Raw genomic sequence first — 20,883 nt, 5'->3', positions numbered from 1 at the left:
CGCGTCAGCGGGCACACGACAGAGGGGGAGGAGCGGCCGGCGCGTATGCCTCGGTCGTCCGACGCCTCGTCTTTCCGGCACCTGGGAGAACATCGTGACCGACCGAACTGCCTCGTCCGCACACACTTTCGTCGATCGACACATCGGGCCCGACGCGACCGAACTGGTGCGCATCCTCCACACCATCGGCGTCGACGACCTGGACGAGCTGGCCCGTAAAGCCGTGCCGTCCTCGATCCTCGACACCGTGGTCGACGGCGTGCCCGACGGATTGGCGACGCTCCCGCAGGCTTTGAGTGAGCACGAGGTACTGGCTGCATTGGCCGACCTCGCCGCCCAGAACACCGTCGCGACGTCCATGATCGGCCTGGGTTACTACGACACACTCACTCCACCGGTGCTGACCCGAGGGATCTTGGAGAACCCGGCTTGGTACACCGCGTACACGCCGTACCAACCCGAAATCAGCCAGGGTCGGCTCGAGGCGTTGCTGAACTTCCAGACCATGGTCTCCGATCTCACGGGCATGGATGTGGCCAATGCGTCGATGCTCGACGAGTCCACTGCGGCAGCCGAATCCATGACTCTGATGCGACGCGCGAACAGAGCGTCGAAGTCGCCTCGGCTGCTCGTCGATTCCGACATCTTCCCGCAGACGGCTGCCGTTCTCGCCACTCGTGCCGAGCCGCTCGGCATCGAGCTGGTGTATGCCGATCTGGCCGACGGCCTGCCGGACGGCGAGTTCTTCGGGGTGTTGACCCAGCTGCCCGGTGCGTCCGGCCGACTGGTCGACCACACAGCCACCATCGAGTCCGCGCACGAGCGGGGTGCGTTGGTGGCCGTGGGCGTGGACCTGCTGGCAGCCACCGTCGTGACTCCGCCCGGTGAGATCGGCGCGGACGTCTGCTTCGGCACCACCCAGAGGTTCGGGGTTCCGATGGGATACGGCGGGCCGCACGCCGGGTACCTGGCGGTGCGTTCCGGTCATTCTCGTCAGCTCCCCGGACGACTCGTCGGGGTTTCGCTCGACGCGGACGGCCACCGGGCCTACCGATTGGCGCTGCAGACCCGCGAGCAGCACATCCGCCGCGAGAAGGCGACGTCGAACATCTGTACCGCTCAGGTCCTGCTGGCCATCGTTGCCGCGATGTACGCCAGTTACCACGGCGCAGACGGGTTGCGCGCCATAGCAACTCGGGTCAACATGCATGCTCGATCCCTGGCTGCCGGCCTGCAGGAGGCAGGCGTCGAGGTGGTGCACACCGACTTCTTCGATACCGTCCTCGTGGCGGTTCCCGGTCGGGCAAAGGCCGTCACCGACGATGCCAAGCAGCGCGGGATCAATGTCCGACTGGTCGATGCCGATCACGTCGCAGTCGCGTGCGACGAGGCGACGTCGTCCGACACGATCGCAGGAGTGCTCGCTGCGTTCGGTGCCGAGCCCGCCGGGTCCGGTGCCGAGTCGGTGCCGGCGAACATGGCTCGCACATCGGAATACCTCACGCATCCGGCCTTCACTCGGTACCGCACCGAGACGGCGATGCTTCGTTACCTGCGCGCGCTGTCCGACAAGGACATTGCGCTCGACCGGAGCATGATCCCGCTGGGCTCGTGCACGATGAAGTTGAACGCTACCGCGGAGATGGAATCGATCACCTGGCCGCAGTTCGCCCGCCAACACCCCTTCGCTCCGTCTTCGGACGTACCCGGCCTGCTGCGCGTGATCGACGACCTCGAACGGTGGCTCGTCGACATCACCGGCTACGACGCAGTGAGTCTGCAGCCGAACGCGGGAAGTCAGGGCGAGTACGCGGGTCTGCTGGCCATTCGTCGGTACCACCTCGCCAACGGCGACGCCGAGCGCGTCGTGTGTCTGATCCCGTCGAGCGCCCACGGCACCAACGCGGCGTCGGCCGTGATGGTGGGCATGCGTGTCGTGGTCGTTGCCTGCCGCCCGAACGGCGACGTCGATGTCGACGACCTGCGCGCCAAGATCGCCGAGCACGCCGACACGCTCGCCGCGATCATGATCACGTACCCCTCCACACACGGCGTCTACGAACACGAGATCTCCGAGATCTGTGCGGCGGTGCACGACGCGGGCGGCCAGGTGTACGTCGACGGTGCCAACCTCAACGCCCTTGTCGGACTCGCACGCCCCGGCCGGTTCGGTGGCGACGTCAGCCACCTGAACCTGCACAAGACGTTCTGCATCCCACACGGCGGCGGCGGGCCAGGAGTGGGACCCATCGGTGTTCGATCGCACCTGCAGCCCCACCTGCCGGGCCATCCGTTTGCCCCGCAGCTCGGTTCGGGACCGACGGTGTCCGGAGCCCCGTACGGCAGCGCTTCGATCCTGACGATCACATGGGCGTACATCGCGATGATGGGCGCGACGGGACTCCGGCAGGCGACGTTGACGGCGATCGCGTCGGCCAACTACATCGCTCGCCGCCTCGACGAGTACTTTCCGGTGCTCTACACCGGTGACAACGGCATGGTCGCCCACGAGTGCATTCTCGATCTGCGAGGTCTGACGAAGGACACCGGCGTCACCGTCGACGATGTGGCGAAGAGACTGGCGGACTACGGATTCCACGCCCCGACGATGAGCTTCCCGGTTCCTGGAACCCTGATGGTGGAGCCCACCGAGAGCGAGAACCTCGAGGAGATCGATGCGTTCTGCGATGCGATGATCGCAATCAGAGGCGAGATCGATCGCGTTGGATCCGGCGAATGGACCGTGGACGACAACCCGCTTCGGGGAGCGCCCCACACTGCCCAGTGTCTGGTAGCGGACTGGGATCACCCGTATTCACGGGAGCTGGCGGCCTACCCTGCCGGTTACGACCGTCCGAAGGTGTGGCCGGCGGTGCGGCGCATCGACGGCGCACACGGCGACCGCAATTTGGTGTGCTCGTGCCCGCCGATCGAGGCATTCGCCTGAGCCGAGTACAGAGCCCGCCACGTCGACGTGGCGGGCTCTGTCGTATTCGAGTCGGAGCCCTCAGCCCCGAGTGAGTTCGAGCATCGCGATCTCGGGCGGGGCGGCCACCCGCACCGGTGGACCCCACGCGCCGGCACCGCGGGTGGTGTACAGCGTGGTGTTGCCGATCGTGTCCAGCCCTTCGACACTGGGCTGCTGCAGCGGCACCAGATAGCGGATCGGCCAGATCTGGCCACCGTGCGTGTGCCCGGACACCTGTATGTCGACTCCGAAGTCCGATGCCTCCAAGGCTTGCTTCGGTTGATGTGCCATCAGCAGTACGAATCGATCGGGATCGATCCCGTCCAATGCCGCAGCGAGATCGGGTTCGTACGGAGCCGGTGCGGTGGCGTCGTTGATGCCGGCGATATCGATTGCAGCGTCGCCACGAGTGATCGTCGTGCGTTCGTTTCGCAGCACGTCGATGCCGAGCGTGGACCAGAAGTCGAGCCATTCGCCGCCGTCGCCCGCATAGAACTCGTGATTGCCGCTGACGGCGAACACTCCCAGCGGCGCGTCGAGGTCGCGAAGCGGCTCGAGATCTTCTCCCACCAGAGCAACCGTGCCGTCGATGAGATCGCCGTCGAGTAGCACGACATCGGGATTCTGGGCGTTGACCGAATCGACGACCGTACGAACGAATCCCGCACCGCGGGAGGGACCGGCATGCAGATCCGACACCAACGCCACTCGTACTCCGTCGAATTCGGCCGGCAGCCCGCCCAGCGCAACGGCGGTGTTCGTCACGCGCGGAGTCGCAGCTTCTACGAGTCCGTATCCCACTGCGGCAATGCTGACGAGCGCAGTGATCGCCGAGCCGACCCTCGACACCCGCAACCGCGCATCGGCCGAATCGCGGCGCATCACCGCGAAGACAACTCGAACGACTGTGCAGACGAGCCCGACGAGCACCGTTCCGAGGAACAGGTACAGCACGACGGCGAGCCAGGTGAGGCCGACGAACGCCGGACCGCGAGCCCAGGACGGATCGAATACGACACCGCTGCCGAATCCGATCAGCGCGCACAGCCACAGAAGTAGCAACACCACATCCGCCGGCCGCTTCAGCCGAGTCGGTGCTCCGGTGACAGACAGGAACCGCCAATGGAGAAAGAGGGTGACGAGCAGCAGGAAGACGGCCACAAAAAGTACGCGAGTCATGTTCTAGTACAGCAACTTTCCGAGTCGATCGATGAGGTCTGGTGAATCCGATGTCGATACTGCTTCCACGGTGCCGCCGGTTTGGGCGGCGATGTCGTCGAACGCGGAGGCATCGGAGTTGTCCCCGATCCGCACGATGTTCACCGCGACCGGACGCGCCGGATCGGCCGCTGCGGTCAGGTCGGTGAGCAAATCCTGCGTGGACAAGGACGAGTCGTCCGGGCCGTCAGCTATCAGCACAACGGAATTGACGCGGCCGGGAACGTATCCGGCCACGGCGTCGCGATATGCGACCAGTACGGACGCATACGTGAACGATCCGGTTGCCGGCGTCAACGCGGCCGCGGTGGAATCGAGTGCAGCGCGTCTGGGGGTGGTTCCGACCGGAACCGTCATCGGCCCGGTCGGAACGTCCACTCGGAAAGGCAGCGAGTTGTTCAGATTTTCGCTGAAGCTCCACAGACCCAGCTCGGTGGCGTCGGGCACGCGCTCGAACTGCTCGCCCAGGGCGCGAACGGTGTTCTGCAGTCTCGTCGCGCCCCCTTCAGCCGTACCCATCGACTCGGACACGTCGAGCAGAACGGTGGCGCGTCGCGGCAGGACGGGATTGCGCAGCACGTCGAGCAATGCATCGGCAACCGGTCCCGACGGTGGGGCGACGACCCCGGCGGACTCGACTTCGTCGACGTCGAACCCAGCGTCTCGGAGTGTCTGCGCGCCGTCCGCTCGACGGACGAACTCGACGAACGTACTTGCGGCGCGGGTGGACGTCTCGTCGCCGGTGAGGACGACGGCTGGATGATCGGCGACAGGCGTCGGACCCTGCGGTCTGACCGCGATCAACGTCGACGAATCGGTCGACGCCAGTTGCTGTTTTGTCACGGGAACAGCATGAACAGGGGCCTGCGGGCCCGCGGCGTTCTCGAGGCCGGCCAGGGCGTCGTACGTCGTCGACGCGGACAGCGCGGCAGTGTTCGTATCGGTGAAAGCCAGCTCCGACATCGCCGAAATCAGCTCCCTCGACGAGACCTGCTCGACGGTCAGCGGCGTGGTCGGGTCGCCCCGTACGCCGGCTGCGATCGCAGCCACCGCGAGAGTGGTTGCACCGGTGTCGGAACCCGTCGGGACAGCGAGACGGAGCCCGCCCCATTCACCCAATCCGAGAGCCTGTGGGTCGCGTTGCAGCCGGACCAGGTCGGCCCAGCTCGAGCCCGCAGCGGTGACGGCGTCGGCGACGGCGGCCGGTGCCGCGAGTACCACCGGGCTCGACGCCAGCGACCGCGGAGTGCCGTCGACGGATCCGCGTGCGGTCACGGCCTCGACGTCGGCCGTGGACTGAGGTATCCACAGGCCCGGTCGGTCGCCGAGCGCACCGGCATCCCACGAGTCGATACCGGAGTTCAGAGCGGACCGCACCACGTCCGAGGACGTGGCTCGAACCTGCACTGTCACACAGTGATCCCGCACCACCGGAGCGGTGTCGTTGAACCGCTCGGCCAACTGTTCGACAGGACCGGATATGTCGGGATCGGCGGCCACAGTGAGCACCGCCGACCCCTCCACACACTGGCTCGCAGCTTCGACCCCTTGATCGGAAATCCGATCTCGTAGCTGAAACCAACCGAACACGGCCGCGACGATCAACGCGATCGCGATCACGACGATCACGGGTCCCGCGGCTATGGACCGCCCGCGCCCTGTGTTCCGATGTTCACCCACGAGCTCGACAAGTCCGTCAGGCGTTGACGGCCTTGTACTCCCGTCGGCGGCGGTGCAGGATCGGCTCGGTGTAGCCGTTGGGCTGGCTGGTGCCCTGGAAGATCAGGTCGCTGGCGGCCTGGAATGCGATGTTGGTGTCGAAGTCGGGAGCCAACGGCTTGTACGTCGGATCCGATTCGTTCTGACGGTCCACCACCGGGGCCATCCGCTTCAGCGACTCGCGCACCTGGTCCTCGGTGACGATGCCGTGGCGCAGCCAGTTGGCGATGAATTGGCTCGAAATGCGAAGCGTCGCACGGTCTTCCATGAGTGCGATGTCGTTGATGTCGGGAACCTTGGAGCACCCGACGCCGTGGTCGATCCACCGCACGACGTAGCCCAGAATCGACTGCGAGTTGTTGTCGAGTTCGTTCTGCTTCTCCTCGTCGCTCCAGTCGGTGGACGGAGCCAGAGGAATTTCGAGAATGTCGTCGACGGTGGCGCGTTTGGCCTGAGCGATCTCGTGCTGACGGGCGAACACGTCGACCTTGTGATAGTGCAAGGCGTGCAGCGTCGCGGCCGTGGGGGAGGGAACCCACGCGGTGTTGGCGCCGGCCTTGGGGTGACCGATCTTCTGCTCGAGCATGTCGTGCATCAGATCCGGCATGGCCCACATACCCTTACCGATCTGCGCCTTGCCTTCGAGGCCCGCGGCCAGCCCGGTGTCGACGTTGAAGTCCTCGTACGCGGCGATCCACTTCTCGCCCTTCATCGCACCCTTGCGGACGACCGGACCTGCCTCCATCGAGGTGTGGATCTCGTCGCCGGTGCGGTCGAGGAATCCGGTGTTGATGAACACGACGCGCTCGGACGCCGCCTGGATGCACGCCTTGAGATTGACCGTCGTGCGGCGTTCCTCGTCCATGATTCCGACCTTGAGCGTGTTGGCGGGCAGCCCGAGAACCTCTTCGACACGGCCGAACAGCTCCGCAGTGAAGGCGACCTCGTCCGGTCCGTGCATCTTCGGCTTCACGATGTACAGCGAACCCGTGCGCGAGTTGGACAGCACGTTGTCCTCGGTCAGCGAATGCAGACCCGCGAGCGAGGTGAACAGCGCGTCGAGAATGCCCTCGGGGACCTCGTTGCCGTCGGCGTCGAGGATCGCGTCGGAGGTCATCAGATGACCGACGTTGCGGACGAACAACAGTGAGCGTCCGTGCAGCGTCAGTTCGGAACCGTCGACCGAGGTGTAGGTGCGGTCCTTGTTCAGCGCGCGAGTGAATGTCTTGCCGCCCTTGGAGACCTCTTCGGTGAGATCGCCCTTCATCAGTCCGAGCCAGTTGCGGTAACCCAGAACCTTGTCGTCGGCGTCGACTGCTGCGACCGAATCCTCGAAGTCCATGATCGTGGTGACCGCAGACTCGAGGAGCACGTCCTTGACGCCCGCTCCGTCGGTCTTGCCGATCGGGCTCTCGGGATCGATCTGGATCTCGAAATGCAATCCGTTGTGCACGAACAGAATTGCGGTCGGCGCGTCGGGTGTGCCCTGGTATCCCAGCAGCTGTGCCGGCTCCTTCAGACCCACTGTGCTGCCATCGGCAAGCGTCACCGTCAACGAGGCGGCGTCGACGACGTAGCCGGTGGTGCCGACGTGCGAGCCGGAGCTCAACGGCAGCGCCTCGTCCAGGAAGTCACGAGCGAAGGCGATCACCTTGTCGCCGCGAACCTTGTTGTAGCTCGATCCCTTCTCGGCACCGTCTGCCTCGGGAATGGCGTCGGTTCCGTAGAGGGCGTCGTAGAGCGATCCCCATCGCGCGTTGGACGCGTTGATCGCGAACCGGGCATTGAGTACCGGCACCACGAGCTGGGGACCGGCTGTGGTGGTGATCTCGGTGTCCACACCAGCCGTGCTGATCTGGAAGTCCGCCGGCTCGTCCAACAGGTAGCCGATCTCTTTCAGAAAGGCCTTGTATGCGGCGCGGTCGTAGTTCGGGCCCGCGTGTTCGCCGTGCCAGGCGTCGACCTTGCCCTGGATCTCGTCGCGAACGGCCAGCAGAGACTTGTTCTTGGGAGCGAGATCGGCGATCACCGACGCGGCACCGGACCAGAAGGCACCGGAATCTACACCGGTACCCGGCAGCGCCTCCTTCTCGACGAAATCGAATAGGACCTTGGCGACCTGAAGTCCACCAGCCTGCACACGATCGGTCATGAATTCCTCACTCTTTCCGGTCTCGGACACCGAAGACGGTGTCCCCACGACAACGATGTCGATGTTACTAGGCAGTAAGTCCGTCGCCGAACTCGCCGCCGATCAGTAAATTCTGGCATCGAGCCATCAACGCCGAGCGTAGAGGTGCCGCTTCGGTGGACAGTTCCCCCTGCGCACGCACATACTCTGCTCGACCGGCCGCGGTCTCGATCCGAATGGGTTCGAGGTCGTAGTCGCTCAGATCGTAGGGGCTTGCCCGCATATCGATCGTGCGCGCGTGCAGCGCCAGCTCGAAACAGTCGGTCAGAAACTCCGAATCGATCAACGGCCCCATCTTGTAGCACCACTTGTACAGATCCATGGAGGCGTGGATGCACCCGGGCTGCTCGGAACCCACTCGCGACTCCGGGGAGAGCGTCAGCGCGTTGCGCGGTGCGGCGTCGGGGGTGAAGAACCGGAAGGCGTCGTAGTGGGTGCACCGCAACGACATCGAATCGACCACAGCATCGGTTCCGTCACGGCCGAGGCGCAGTGGAACCTGCTCGTGCCGCTGGGCCGAGATTCCTCCGCGGTAGACCATCGCCCACTCGTGCAGGCCGAAGCAGCCGAGCAGGGGTGCTCGCTCGGCGGTGGCGGTCAGCAGTCCCAGGATGAATTCGATACTCGCGCGACGGCGCTCGACGAGATCGGACCGCACCCGGTAACCGACGCCCCGGTCGGTCTGTACCTGTTCGTAGGACGCGAACTCGGCATATTCGCGTGCACGTTCACCGGTCAGGACGATGCCGTGACCCGGATTCCACCGGCGTAGTTGACCAGGGCGGTGACTGTAATAAGTGAACAGGAAATCCAGCACCGGATGGGTGTTGCCACGTCCTCGGTCGGTCAGATAATCACCGACGAGATGCTCGACCCGCGCCGCGTGCCCAGCCCGTCTTGTGGTCCACTCCGCTTCGGTCATCGACGCCGGGACGGACATCTACGCGTTCCGCGGGGGAGTGCTCGACGAGCTCGGCCCGATACTCGATGCAGATTGACCCGGCCGAGGTCCGGCCACGCGGTGCGTGCCGTCTCGAACGGTACCGACGAACTCCTCGACCAAATCTTCCAGTGCGACGATCCCGACCGTGGCTCCCGTCGCGTCGTGCACGGCTCCGAGGTGGCTACTGGCGCGTCGCAACTTGGTCAGTGCATCGTCGAGCACCGTGTCGATGGAGACGACGGGCAGTGCCCGAACGTCGCTTCGTGGGATGACCGTGTCCGGTCCGGCCGATTCGTCGGCCATGTCGTCGAGAACGTCTTTGAGGTGCAGATAGCCGACCAGCGCGCCGGCTGCGTCGCGGACCGGGTAGCGCGAGAAACCGGTCTCGATGACGGCGCGTTCGACGGAGCCCAATGTGGGTCCGAGAGTGTGATCGGGCCCGGACAGCTCGATGCTGCGAACCTGGTGGGAAGGGATCAACACCTCGCCGACCGTCCGACCGGACGTCTCGAGAGCCTGCCGCAGTCTGCGGTGCTCCTCGGCGTCGATCAGTCCCTCGGACCGTGATTCGCCGATCATCTGCGACAACTCCACCGCCGAGACCGAGGAACTCAGCTCATCCTTGGGCTCGATACGCAGCATCCGGAGTGTCAGGTTGGCGCACAGGTTGTAGAACGAGATCAGCGGCAGCGCGACCTTGATGAACACGAGGTGGATCGGCACCAGAATCATGGCGGTGCTCTCCGGACCCGCGATCGCGATGTTCTTGGGAACCATCTCGCCGACCAGGATGTGCAGGACGACCACAAGAGTCAATGCGATGGCGAAGGCGATCGGGTGCAGGAACGACTCGGGGATTCCGACGGCGTCGAGGGGGACCTCGATCAGGTGCGCCACCGCCGGCTCGGCTACCCGGCCCAGGAGAATCGAGCAGATCGTGATGCCGAGCTGGGCAGCGGCGAGCATCTGCGACAGATTCTGACCGGCCTCGATGACACTCTGTGCGCGTTTCTTCCCCTGGGCGAGTAGCGCTTCGAGTCGATCGCGCCGAGCGGAGATCAAAGCGAACTCGGCGCCGACGAAGAATGCATTTCCGGCCAGCAGGAGAACGGCGAGACCGACTCCGAACAGGTCACCCATCGATCTCTCCCTCCGATCTCATTCGAGCCACCGTTGCGGCGTCGACGGGCAACAGCAACACCCGATCTATCCGACGACCGTCCATCCGTATCACCCGTGCCACCCAGCCGCCGTCTCCGTCGAGCGGATCCTCGCTCGCCGGCGGCGGGAGGAGAACCGCGTCCCCCTCGCTCGGGATACGTGCCAACTCGGACAGAACCAGACCACCGATGGTTTCGTACTCGCCCTCCGGGGCGGAATAGCCTGTGGCCGACGCCACTTCGTCGATACGCAGTAGGCCGGCGCAGTCCCAGCCCTCGCCGGAACGCGAGACATCGAGTTCCGGCTCGTCGTGTTCGTCGCGTACGTCACCGACGATCTCCTCGATGAGATCTTCCATCGTCACCATGCCTGCGGTACCGCCGTACTCGTCGACGACGAGCGCCACCTGCATGCCGTCGGCCCGTACCCGTTCCATCACCGCGTCGCCGTCGAGGCTCGACGGCACGACGGGGACATCGCGTGCCAGGGACTCGACCGTTGTCGTACGACGGAGCGCTCCGGCGACGGTGAACGCGTGCTTGATGTGGACGACGCCGACGGTGTCGTCCAGATCGCCGTCGACCACCGGGAAGCGTGAAAAGCCGGTGCGCGCCGCAGTTTCGATCAGATCGGCCACGGTCGAGTCTGTGGCGAGCGTCTCGATCTTGACTCGTGGTGTCATCAGCTCCTCGGCTGTGCGATCGCCGAACTGCAACGACCGATCCACCAGTCGAGCCGTGTTTTCGTCGATCGATCCCTGCCGCGCGGACGTGCGCACGAGCGAACCCAGCTCCTGTGGCGATCGAGCCGATCTGAGTTCCTCGGCCGGCTCGATTCCGAGCCGTCGAACGAGCCAGTTGGCAGATCCGTTGAGCCCGTTGATCGCCCACTTGAAGATCAGCGAGAACCCTGCCATGGCGCCTGCGGTGACGCGGGCCGTCGACATCGGTTTCGCGATCGCAATGTTCTTCGGGACCAGCTCACCGAAGATCATGGAGAACGAGGTGGCCAGGATCAGTGCCACGGCAAGTGAGATGCCCGACGCGAGCGTCTCGGACGCGCCGAGCGCATCGGCCACCGGCCGAATGAAGCCGGCCAACACCGGTTCGGCGAGATAGCCGGTGATCAGAGTTGTGATGGTGATGCCCAGTTGAGCACCGGAGAGTTGGAACGACAGGGTCTTGTGGGCGTGCAGAACCTGGCGCGAGCGCATGTCGCCGTTCTCGGCCTGAGACTCGACCGCACTGCGTTCCAAGGCAGTGAGGGAGAACTCGGCCGCGACGAACAAAGCGGTACCGGCCGTCAGTGCGACGAAGCCGAGAAGGCTGACGATGGTGAGAAGAGTCGCCATGTCTCAACTCCGTCCGAGCCGGGGCCGTCGAAGCTGAGACAGGAGCATCGCGCCGCCGGACTGCGCGCGGCTGCTGAAATCGGTGTCGCCGGGTTTCTCTCCCGGCTCGATAGAGGATCCCTCCGAAGTGGAACTCTCGTCGTGCTGCTCTGCAGTTGCCGGACCGGCAACCGAAATAGTGGGTGCCTCGGGCACCTGATTCCCTTCTGTATGGTCCGCGCTGTGACCCCACCCGTGCGGGACCTACGATTCGACGGCACCCAGGCACTTGAGTGATCGGCCTCGGGCGCACAGCGAGCGCGGACAACTGTGATTGCTGTTGAAGAGTCTAACCGTGAACCGGGGTCACCACCCGGACGGCAGGGGGCGCCCCTCGGCGAATCCGGCTGCGGACTGAACTCCCAGAACTGCGCGTTCGGCCAACTCGGGGAGACTGCGGGCCCCTGCGTAGGTGCAGGTGCTCCGAACTCCGGCACAGATGTGATCGATCAGATCTTCGACGCCGGGGCGATCGGGATCCAGGCGCATCCGAGAACTGGAAATGCCCTCCTCGAACAAAGCCTTACGGGCCCGGTCGAACGCACCGTCGGTAGCGGTACGTGCGGCAACCGCCCGCTTGGACGCCATGCCGAAGCTCTCCTTGTAGCGATTGCCCGACGCGTCAACCCGTAGGTCGCCGGGAGACTCGTAGGTTCCGGCGAACCACGAGCCGATCATGACGTTCGCGGCTCCTGCGGCCAGGGCGAGCGCAACGTCACGGGGGTGCCGCACGCCGCCGTCGGCCCACACGGATGCTCCCAGTTCTGCTGCTGCAGCGGAACAGTCGGCCACTGCCGAGAACTGCGGGCGCCCGACGCCGGTCATCATCCGCGTCGTACACATCGCGCCGGGACCGACACCGACCTTGACGATGTCCGCGCCGGCCTGCACCAGATCTCGCGTGCCTTGCGCAGACACCACGTTCCCGGCAGCGAGGGGCACTCCGAGATCGAGAGCGCGTACTGCAGCGAGAGCGTCGAGCATCTTCTCCTGATGTCCGTGGGCTGTGTCCATCACCAGAACGTCGGCACCGGCTTCGACGAGTGCGGTCGCCTTCTCCGCCACGTTGCCGTTGATGCCGACAGCCGCGGCGATTCGCAGGCGCCCCGATGCGTCCACGGCAGGGGCGTAGATGCCCGTCCGAACCGCGCCGGTTCTCGTCACGACACCCGCCAGCGAGCCGTCGTCCTCCACGACGACAGCAAGGTGTGCATGGGCCGCTTCGATCTTCTCGAACACTTCCTTGGGTGACGCGTGGCGGGGAACGCGCACGAAGTCGGCGGACGCCACGGAACTGAGCCGGGCGAATCGGTCGACGTCGGTGCAGGCGCTCTCTGTGACGACTCCGATGGGCTTGCCGTGCTCGACGATCACGATCGATCCGTGAGCTCGCTTGTGCACCAGCGCCAAGGCGTCGGACACGGACGCGTTCGGCCCGAGCACCACCGGTGTGTCCGCGATCAGGTCACGGCTCTTGACGAATGCGACGGTGTCGGCGACGGCCTCGGTGGGCAAGTCTTGAGGGATGACGGCGATGGCACCGCGCCGGGCGACGGTTTCGGCCATTCGCCGACCCGATACTGCCGTCATGTTCGACACCACGATCGGAATGGTCGTTCCCGAGCCGTCCACCGTGCTCAGGTCGACGTCGAAACGCGAGGTGACATCGGTTCGGTTGGGGACGAGGAAGACATCGTCGTAGGTGAGATCGTAGGGCGGCTGGTGACCATCGAGGAACTGCACGTTGATCGAGACTACCGGTCGGATGAAGCTCCTGTGTTAGACGCCCGGTCCGACGCCGTCGAATCGGCAGTGTTCGCCGCCTGAGTTCGCGACAGGAGGACGGTGGTGACGATCATGACGGCCACCGCCACCACGATCGTCGCCAGGGCTGCGCCCTCGGTTCTGATTCTCTCGTCCAGGACCGTCACTCCGATGAACGCTGCACCGAGGGGTTCGCAGATCGTGACGGCCGGCATCGATGCGGACAGCGGCCCCACCTGGAACGCGCGTTGCTGCAAATAAAATCCGACAATGCCGGATCCGATCAGGGTGTAGGTCTGCCATGCCGTCAGTGCTGCAAGTGGATCGGCGTCGACGAGATCGGTCACGAATTTGGTGAGAGCTGCAGCAAGTCCGAACAACAGACCTCCCGCAGCTCCGAGAAGCAGTGCCCGCAGGCCAGGTGAGGACAGCACCAGGCCGCCCACTGCCGCGCCGCCGATCACGACGGCGGCGACGATCAGAGGCACGATCCACGCTGCGAGAGGAGCATCGGTTGTGCCTTCGCTCGGGTCACCCACCACGATGAAGACCGCGAGAGCGGCGGCGAGGAGAAGCGCGAGTGCCCAGGTCGACCCAGGCAGGGATCTGCGCGCGAATTTCGCCGACATCGGCAGCGCGAACAACAGGGCAGTGACGAGCAGCGGCTGCACGACGAGGACCGAACCGACCCAGAGCGCCGCGATCTGTACCGCATAACCACCCCCGTCTCCGACCACGCCCATCCACCAACGGGGACTACGAACGAGGGCAGACACCAGCGACGTTCCCTCTGGAACAGATGCAGCGGCGCTCTGCTGCGCCACCGCCGCACACGCGAACAGGAATGCCGAAATCAGAGCGAGTACAACCGACAACCAGGGCGAGGTCACCCGCGTCGTCCTCGGCCGGTGCCCCGACTGCCTCCGGTTCGGCCCCGTCGTTCGTGCCGCGCGGGGGCGGCCCCCCGCCGTGCCCCACGCTCCGGCAGATCATTGCGAACGGATCCAGACGTGTCGGCCGGATTCGACAGTGGTCTGCCGATGGGGGTGCGAGCGCCGGTCATGCGGCGCCACGAGACGGGGTCCGCTTCGGTATCGACGACGGTGGCCGAGATTCCCGCTTCGTCCGCCATCGCACGCACTCGAGCCAACTGATCTTCGGTAGCCAAGGTCACGACGGTGCCGCTGGCCCCGGCTCGTGCGGTTCGGCCTGCGCGGTGCACGTAGTCCTTGGAATCCATCGGCGGGTCGACGTGCACCACCAGCGTGACGTCGTCGACGTGCACACCGCGAGCCGCGACGTCGGTTGCGATGAGAGCGGCCGAGCTGCCGTCCGCGAATGCGGCCAGCGAACGCGTGCGGTGCGCCTGAGTCTTGTTGCCGTGCAACGACGATACGGCTACACCCAGTCGGCGACACTCGTCGGTGAGTCGATCGACCGCGTGGGTGGTACGGACGAACAGCAGCGTTCGACCGTCTCTGTTGGCAAGTGCGGCAGCTACTTCGGTCTTGTGCGCGCCATCGACCTCGAACACGTAGTGCGCAATGTCGGGCACGCTCACCGATTCGGCAGTGGAGTGCTCAGCCGGATCGTCCATGAACCTCTCGACCAGGCGGTCGGTGTCCTGGTCGAGGGTTGCCGAGAACAACAACCGCTGGCCGTCGGGCGGAGTGGCGGCCAGCAGCGATTCGATCTGGGGCAGAAACCCCATGTCCACCATTCTGTCGGCTTCGTCGATCACGGTCGTCTCGACGCGATTCAGCGCGATGGAACGTCGCTCGAGCAGGTCGTTGAGACGGCCGGGGGTGGCGACCACGATGTCGACACCGCGCTGAATCTCGCGAACGTTTCGTTCGAGGGGGACACCGCCCACGACACAGACGGTGCGCAGGCCGAACGTGGCACCGTGCAGGTCGAGGACCTCGTGGATCTGAAGTGCGAGTTCCCGAGTCGGTGCGAGCACGAGCCCACGCGGTGCCGCTGGCTCGCTTCGACGACCTGCCAGCCGTACGAGCAGTGGTAGTCCGAACGCAAGCGTCTTCCCCGATCCGGTCGGGGCGCGTCCGAGTACGTCCCGGCCGGCAAGTGCGTCGGGGACGGTAGCAACCTGAATCGGAAAGGGGTGGGACACACCCGCATTCTTGAGCGAATGTACGAGAACCACCGGGAGCCCCAGGTCTGCGAACGATGAAGCGGGTGGAGTGGAGCCTGCAGAACGCCCCTTCGGTGATTGACCCGGCATAGCTGTGACCTTACCGCCGCGTCGAGCGCGCATGGAATCTTCTTGTCGGTGCCGCGCGCAATACTCTGCAGTAGAACGCACGTTCGAATGCGTTCGACATCGCGGTTGCCGTGGGGGTGACCGCTTGCCGAGTGGGGGAGCTATGTGCAGGATGTGTGACGGCTACGGCGTCGACGAGTACATCGGAGATGTGAAGAGCGCCATCGATCGATTCGGATGGGCCTTGCAGTACGTCGAATCGGAGGTCGACCGGGACGGTATCCATCCGGCGTTCTGCTACACCGTCGGTCTCACCGGTTTCGGAAGTCCGGAGATCGTCGTGACGGGTCGCGACCCGAACGAGTCTTCACGAATACTGAATGCGCTCGGCACTTCGGTAGCGTCGGGGCTTTTGGAGGTCGAAGCTGGAATCGGCTGCTGGGCAGCAGGATTCGAGCTTTTCACCATCGACGTACCGGATTGTGTCGACATTCTCCACGCGGCATCGGACGTGTACGGCAAGGGATGCTTCAGCGCCGTTCAGGCCGTGTGGAAGGACTGCGACGGTTCGTTGCCGTGGGAGGGTATTCCCTCGACGGTGGTCCAACCGGTGCTCGGTCCGTTGCCCTCCTGACTGCAGTCGTCCATGAACCGGTGGCGCCGCGTGAAGCACGCTGCGCCACCGGCGGACGAGGGTCGGTCAGGCCTCGATCTCGGAGCGATCGCCACTCCAGAGGGTGTGGAACTTTCCTTCCGAGTCGGTTCGCTCGTAGGTGTGGGCACCGAAGAAGTCACGCTGACCTTGAGTCAATGCCGCAGGCAGACGCTCTGCCCGCAACGCGTCGTAGTACGAGAGAGACGACGCGAACGCGGGGACCGGAATGCCCAGCGAGGCCGCAGTGATGACGACCCGACGCCAGCTGTCGATGGCGTTCTCGATGGCGTCACGGAAGTACGGTGCCAGGATCAAACTGGGCAGCTCGGCGTTGTCGTCGTACGCGTCCTTGATGCGGTCGAGGAACCGCGCGCGAATGATGCAACCGCCTCGCCAGATCGTGGCCAGGTCTCCGGGATGCAGATTCCAGTCGTATTCGGCGCTGCCCGCGGCGATCTGGTCGAAGCCCTGTGCGTAGGCGACAATTTTCGACGCGTACAGCGCCCGGCTGATGTCGTGTGTGAACTGCTCCGCGTCGGTGGGCTTGTCCGCAAGGGCACCCGAGGCCAGCCCGACGGCCGCCTTGCGCTGCGCCCGCGATCCCGACAGCGCCCGGGCAAAGACTGCTTCGGCGATACCGGTGACCGGAACACCCAGATCGAGTGCAGCCTTGACGGTCCAGCGGCCGGTGCCCTTCTGCTCTGCGGCGTCGACGATCACGTCCACCAACGGCTGACCTGTCTTGGCGTCCACCTGGCGGAGCACCTCGGCGGTGATCTCGACCAGGTAGCTCTCCAAATCGCCGTTGTTCCACTCGGTGAACACGTCGGCGACCTGCGCCGGGGTGTAACCGAGGGCATCGCGGAACAGGTTGTACGCCTCGCCGATGAGCTGCATATCGGCGTATTCGATCCCGTTGTGCACCATCTTCACGAAGTGACCGGAGCCGTCGGGTCCGATGTGGGTGCAGCACGGCGTGCCGTCCACCTGTGCCGCAATGGACTCGAGCAGCGGACCGAGTGCCTTGTAGGACTCGGCCGGGCCGCCCGGCATGATCGAGGGGCCGTTGAGAGCGCCCTCCTCGCCTCCGGAGATTCCGGCACCGACGAAGAGCAGGCCGCGCTCCTTCATGGCAGCCTCTCGACGGATGGTGTCGGTGTACAACGCGTTGCCACCATCGATGATGATGTCGCCCTCTTCCATCGCGCCCGCGAGTTCCTCGATCACAGCGTCCGTCGGGTCGCCCGCCTTGACCATGATGAGGACCCGGCGCGGCTTCGCGAGCGCAGCGACGAACTCCTCGATGGTTTCGGTACGGATGAAGTTTCCCTCGCTGCCGTGCTCGGCGATCAACGCATCGGTCTTGGCAACACTGCGGTTGTGCAACGCGACGGTGTGCCCGTGATGCGCGAAGTTGCGTGCGATGTTGGAGCCCATGACGGCGAGTCCGGTGACTCCGATCTGAGCCAGTTCTTTCGGTTCTGCTGCTGAGGTCATACAGACAGCTTTCCCTGCCGAGCGGCGTCGCGCGAGCCAACCCCTCCAGCAGAACTCAAACCTGGCCGCAGACAACGACAAAAGGTGCCGCATTCGCGAAGAATGCGACACCTCATGTCATCGAAATATGCTCCGGCCGATTCACGACCGCACGGTTACGAACCGATCAGTGGCTACGATTTGATCAGTGGCTGCGAGCCGGACCGTCGAAACCGTCGTACGAGCGACGTTCCGTGCGGCTGCGGAAGCCACCCGACCGGTGCTCGTCCTGGCGGGGAGCGGATGCCGGGCGACGGTTGTCCGAGCCCCGGTTGTCGGAGCCGCGTCCTTCGTAGCCCCGGCTCTCGGAGCCGCGGTACGAGCTCGAGTCGGTGCGACGCGGGCGGTCACCCTGGTAGCCGCCCTCGCTGCGCGGGTTGGAGCCCTGGTATCCGCCGCTGGAGCGCGGGTTCGAGCCCTGGTATCCGGTGCGGGGGCGGTCACCCTGGTAACCGCCTTCACTGCGCGGGTTGGAGCCCTGGTATCCGCCGCTGGAGCGCGGGTTGGAGCCCTGGTATCCGCCGCCGCTGCGGGGATTGGAGCCCTGGTATCCGCCGCTGCTGCGGGGGTTCGATCCCTGGTAGCCGGGACGGCTGTTGCGATCGCGGGGCGAGGACTCGGCGCGCAACGGCTCACCGGTGGGCTTCTTCGCGCCGGTGATGCTGTTGAGCTCGGCCGAACCGGGCGAGACGTTGACAGCAGTGGCCTTGACGCCGGCCATACCGGTCAGACGCAGAACCTGACGACGTTGGTTGGGGAGCACGATCGCGACGACGGTGCCCTTCTCGCCGGCGCGTGCCGTACGTCCTGCGCGGTGCAGGTAGTCCTTGTGGTCTGCGGGCGGATCGACGTGAACGACGAGGTCGATACCGTCGACATGGATTCCGCGAGCGGCAACGTCGGTGGCGACGAGGACGGGGGTGCGGCCGTTCTTGAAGCGCTCGAGAACCCGGGTGCGCTGATTCTGTGCCTTGCCACCGTGCAGTGACTCCGCGGCGATACCGAGCGCACGAAGGCGATCGGTGATTCCGTCGCAGCCCAGCTTGGTACGCGCGAACATGATGGTGCGGCCGCCTTCGCGGGCACCGATCTCGGAGAGAACCAGATCCTTCTGACCCCGGTCGACCATCAGGACGTAGTGGTCCATGGTCCGGACGCTGGCCTTGCCGTCCTGAGTGGAGTGCTCGACGTGGTCGGGCAGGAACTGGCGGACCAGCGACTGAACTTCACGATCGAGGGTTGCCGAGAACAGCATGCGCTGTCCGTCTGCCGGAGTGTCGGCGAGGACGGCACGCACCTCGGGCAGGAAGCCCATGTCGGCCATCTGATCGGCTTCGTCGAGTGCGGTGATCTCGATGGAATCGAGGATGCAGGTGCCCTGACGAAGGTGATCGGCGAGGCGGCCGGGCGTGGCGACGAGTACGTCCACTCCGCGTCGGAGCTGCTCGACCTGCTTGTTGAACGGAGTGCCGCCGACGGCAGGCATGACGCGCAGGCCCTGCGCGTTGGCGTAGGGCGCAAGGGACTCCACGACCTGGAACGCGAGTTCCCGAGTGGGAACCAATACGAGCGAACGCGGGCGCTTGGCGGCCGGTCGATCGGTGTGCAGCGACAGGCGCTGAAGGATCGGCAGGCCGAAGGCGAGCGTCTTGCCCGAACCTGTCTGTGCCCGGCCGAGAACGTTCTTGCCGGCGATGGCGTCGGGAAGGGCCTTCTCCTGGATGGGGGACGGCACGGTGATCGAGTTACGCGCCAGTGCGGCGACGACAGCCTCGGGCAGTCCGAGCTCGGCGAAGGTGAAGGCCGGTGCCGCTACGGGCGTCGGGACTGCCGTGGAGTCGGAAGTGGTGGAAACGGGTGTGTTGGAAACAGCGTGGGTCACGCAGTAAAGCCTCTCCGGATTACGGGCACGCCAATAAGCCCGAAGCTGAGAGCACCCGAACGAGAAGGGAAACACGAAAAACAGCCAGAACACATTGATACGAGCCAGGGCACTGTCACCTGGCCATCGATATGCGGATGAGAACCGCATAAAGTGGGGCTGTTTGTGCCATTTCGATTGCTAGGTCGCGATGGCGACCGAGGTCCACTCTACGGGATGGATCGCGAATTGTTCACCCCGAGTCGATGTGACCTGTGCGACGCCGAACAGCCGAGGGCTCACCCGACCAGCTTGCTCAGTTCCTCGAGCCAAGGCATCGCCACATAGATCGTCGGAAGTACGAGGATCACCACAGCGGTCGCGTAGGCAACCGCGGCGATGCGGACGTCGCTGCCGGGACCGCTCAACCGCTGCACCCTGATCAGGGTGTGAGGTCCTCCGGCCGCCATGGCACCTCGCGGTGCGGTGGACCCTGCGCACGCGACCAGTGCCCGAGCCAGCGGGGTGGGTCCGGTCACCTTGACCGCCGAGTCGTCGGCCAACAGCTCGACCAACAACTGCACGCTGCCCAGTGCCGACTTGCTTCGCACGATTCTCGGGAATGCCTCGTTGACCGCGGTGAATGCTTCGAGGACCAAATCGTGGCGGGCACGAAGGTGCGACCGTTCGTGGCTGAGGATGGCGGTGATCTCGGCTTCGCAGAGATTGGCGAGCGTTCCCCGACTCAGTACCACCCTCTGACGCAGACCTGGCAGGCAGTACGCGATCGGCTCGGCAGCGTCGAGTACGCGGATATCCGCATCGCGCAGACTACGAAAGGGATTCTCGTTCAGGTTGTTTCGATCCAGCAGGTCGACGAGCATGCGGTGCCGAGAGCGGCGACGACGGGTTCGGACCGCCACCTGAACAACCGAGAACATCAGCTTGGCACCGATGCCGAGGGTGATCGCGAGTACGACCACGTACAGGATCCACAGGGGAAGGCCGAGCGCGTCGATTTCGTCGGTGGGTGCTGTGGTGGGACGACCGTCCGGGCCGGGAACCAGAAGCAGTCCGCCGATGGCGAGACCTGAGCTGAATGCCGAGAGCACGGCGGCGAGCGCAATTGCCTGCCACAGAACCAGCGCTGCACGCGGGGACCGATACGGCCAACTGGCGCGAGCGAGCACGGCTGGCACCGGCCCCGCCAGAATCAGCGCGAGTACCGCGAATACCAACGCAGTCGTCGAGTTCAT

The 20,883-nt window shown here is 65.2% G+C and carries 14 protein-coding genes; 2 read left to right on the top strand and 12 right to left on the bottom strand.

What is annotated here, in order from left to right; all coding sequences use genetic code 11:
- Nucleotides 1–94 precede the first annotated feature (94 nt).
- Complete coding sequence (gene gcvP, locus ACQR3T_RS07950; protein WP_428692945.1) at nucleotides 95–2,947, top strand: aminomethyl-transferring glycine dehydrogenase; 2,853 nt, start codon at nucleotides 95–97, stop codon at nucleotides 2,945–2,947.
- Between the two features lie 60 nt (nucleotides 2,948–3,007).
- Here gcvP and ACQR3T_RS07945 read toward each other — a convergent pair whose 3' ends face one another.
- From ACQR3T_RS07945 to ACQR3T_RS07905, 9 genes are all read right to left on the bottom strand, one after another.
- Nucleotides 3,008–4,147, bottom strand: coding sequence for a metallophosphoesterase (locus ACQR3T_RS07945; protein WP_428692944.1), 1,140 nt, complete (start codon nucleotides 4,145–4,147; stop codon nucleotides 3,008–3,010).
- A 3-nt stretch (nucleotides 4,148–4,150) separates the two neighbouring features.
- Nucleotides 4,151–5,815, bottom strand: coding sequence for a substrate-binding domain-containing protein (locus tag ACQR3T_RS07940; protein ID WP_428692943.1), 1,665 nt, complete (start codon nucleotides 5,813–5,815; stop codon nucleotides 4,151–4,153).
- A 67-nt stretch (nucleotides 5,816–5,882) separates the two neighbouring features.
- Nucleotides 5,883–8,057 carry a malate synthase G gene (locus ACQR3T_RS07935; protein WP_428692942.1) on the bottom strand — a complete coding sequence of 725 codons (2,175 nt, stop codon included), beginning with the start codon at nucleotides 8,055–8,057 and terminating at the stop codon, nucleotides 5,883–5,885.
- A gap of 67 nt (nucleotides 8,058–8,124) precedes the next feature.
- On the bottom strand, nucleotides 8,125–9,036 hold the full coding sequence (locus ACQR3T_RS07930; protein ID WP_428692941.1) for a 3-methyladenine DNA glycosylase: 912 nt from the start codon (nucleotides 9,034–9,036) through the stop codon (nucleotides 8,125–8,127).
- The gene (locus ACQR3T_RS07925; RefSeq protein ID WP_032377948.1) at nucleotides 9,037–10,179 is read right to left on the bottom strand and encodes a hemolysin family protein; all 1,143 of its coding nucleotides are present in this window, start codon (nucleotides 10,177–10,179) and stop codon (nucleotides 9,037–9,039) included.
- Nucleotides 10,172–11,551, bottom strand: a complete 1,380-nt coding sequence (locus ACQR3T_RS07920; RefSeq protein ID WP_037150354.1) for a hemolysin family protein — start codon at nucleotides 11,549–11,551, stop codon at nucleotides 10,172–10,174. The genes ACQR3T_RS07925 and ACQR3T_RS07920 overlap by 8 nt, the downstream gene beginning before the upstream one ends.
- A gap of 345 nt (nucleotides 11,552–11,896) precedes the next feature.
- Nucleotides 11,897–13,333, bottom strand: a complete 1,437-nt coding sequence (locus ACQR3T_RS07915) for a GuaB1 family IMP dehydrogenase-related protein (RefSeq protein ID WP_032377946.1) — start codon at nucleotides 13,331–13,333, stop codon at nucleotides 11,897–11,899.
- Nucleotides 13,334–13,344: 11 nt separating this feature from the next.
- The gene (locus ACQR3T_RS07910) at nucleotides 13,345–14,244 is read right to left on the bottom strand and encodes a DMT family transporter (protein ID WP_428692940.1); all 900 of its coding nucleotides are present in this window, start codon (nucleotides 14,242–14,244) and stop codon (nucleotides 13,345–13,347) included.
- Nucleotides 14,241–15,485 (bottom strand): DEAD/DEAH box helicase, encoded by a 1,245-nt coding sequence (locus tag ACQR3T_RS07905; protein WP_428692939.1) that lies wholly within the window; start codon nucleotides 15,483–15,485, stop codon nucleotides 14,241–14,243. The genes ACQR3T_RS07910 and ACQR3T_RS07905 overlap by 4 nt, the downstream gene beginning before the upstream one ends.
- Nucleotides 15,486–15,747: 262 nt before the next feature.
- On the opposite strand from ACQR3T_RS07905, the gene ACQR3T_RS07900 reads away from it, so the two are divergent.
- Complete coding sequence (locus ACQR3T_RS07900; protein ID WP_428692938.1) at nucleotides 15,748–16,209, top strand: DUF4262 domain-containing protein; 462 nt, start codon at nucleotides 15,748–15,750, stop codon at nucleotides 16,207–16,209.
- 66 nt (nucleotides 16,210–16,275) lie between these two features.
- Here the strand turns inward: ACQR3T_RS07900 and gndA are convergent, their stop codons facing one another.
- The 3 genes from gndA to ACQR3T_RS07885 all read right to left on the bottom strand — a co-directional run bounded on the left by gndA (nucleotide 16,276) and on the right by ACQR3T_RS07885 (nucleotide 20,883).
- Nucleotides 16,276–17,727 (bottom strand): NADP-dependent phosphogluconate dehydrogenase, encoded by a 1,452-nt coding sequence (gene gndA / locus ACQR3T_RS07895; RefSeq protein WP_428692937.1) that lies wholly within the window; start codon nucleotides 17,725–17,727, stop codon nucleotides 16,276–16,278.
- Nucleotides 17,728–17,911: 184 nt separating this feature from the next.
- Nucleotides 17,912–19,648: a DEAD/DEAH box helicase gene (locus ACQR3T_RS07890; RefSeq protein ID WP_428692936.1), complete on the bottom strand. Its 1,737-nt coding sequence runs from the start codon at nucleotides 19,646–19,648 to the stop codon at nucleotides 17,912–17,914.
- Nucleotides 19,649–19,926: 278 nt separating this feature from the next.
- Entirely contained in the window at nucleotides 19,927–20,883 is a 957-nt protein-coding gene (locus ACQR3T_RS07885; protein WP_032403466.1) for a M56 family metallopeptidase, read from the bottom strand.

It is taken from the genome of Rhodococcus sp. IEGM1428 (genome assembly GCF_050321865.1).
Lineage (GTDB): Bacteria > Actinomycetota > Actinomycetes > Mycobacteriales > Mycobacteriaceae > Rhodococcoides.
The sequence above is the reverse complement of the archived record's forward strand: the minus strand, read 5'-3'. Positions and strand labels throughout refer to the sequence as shown.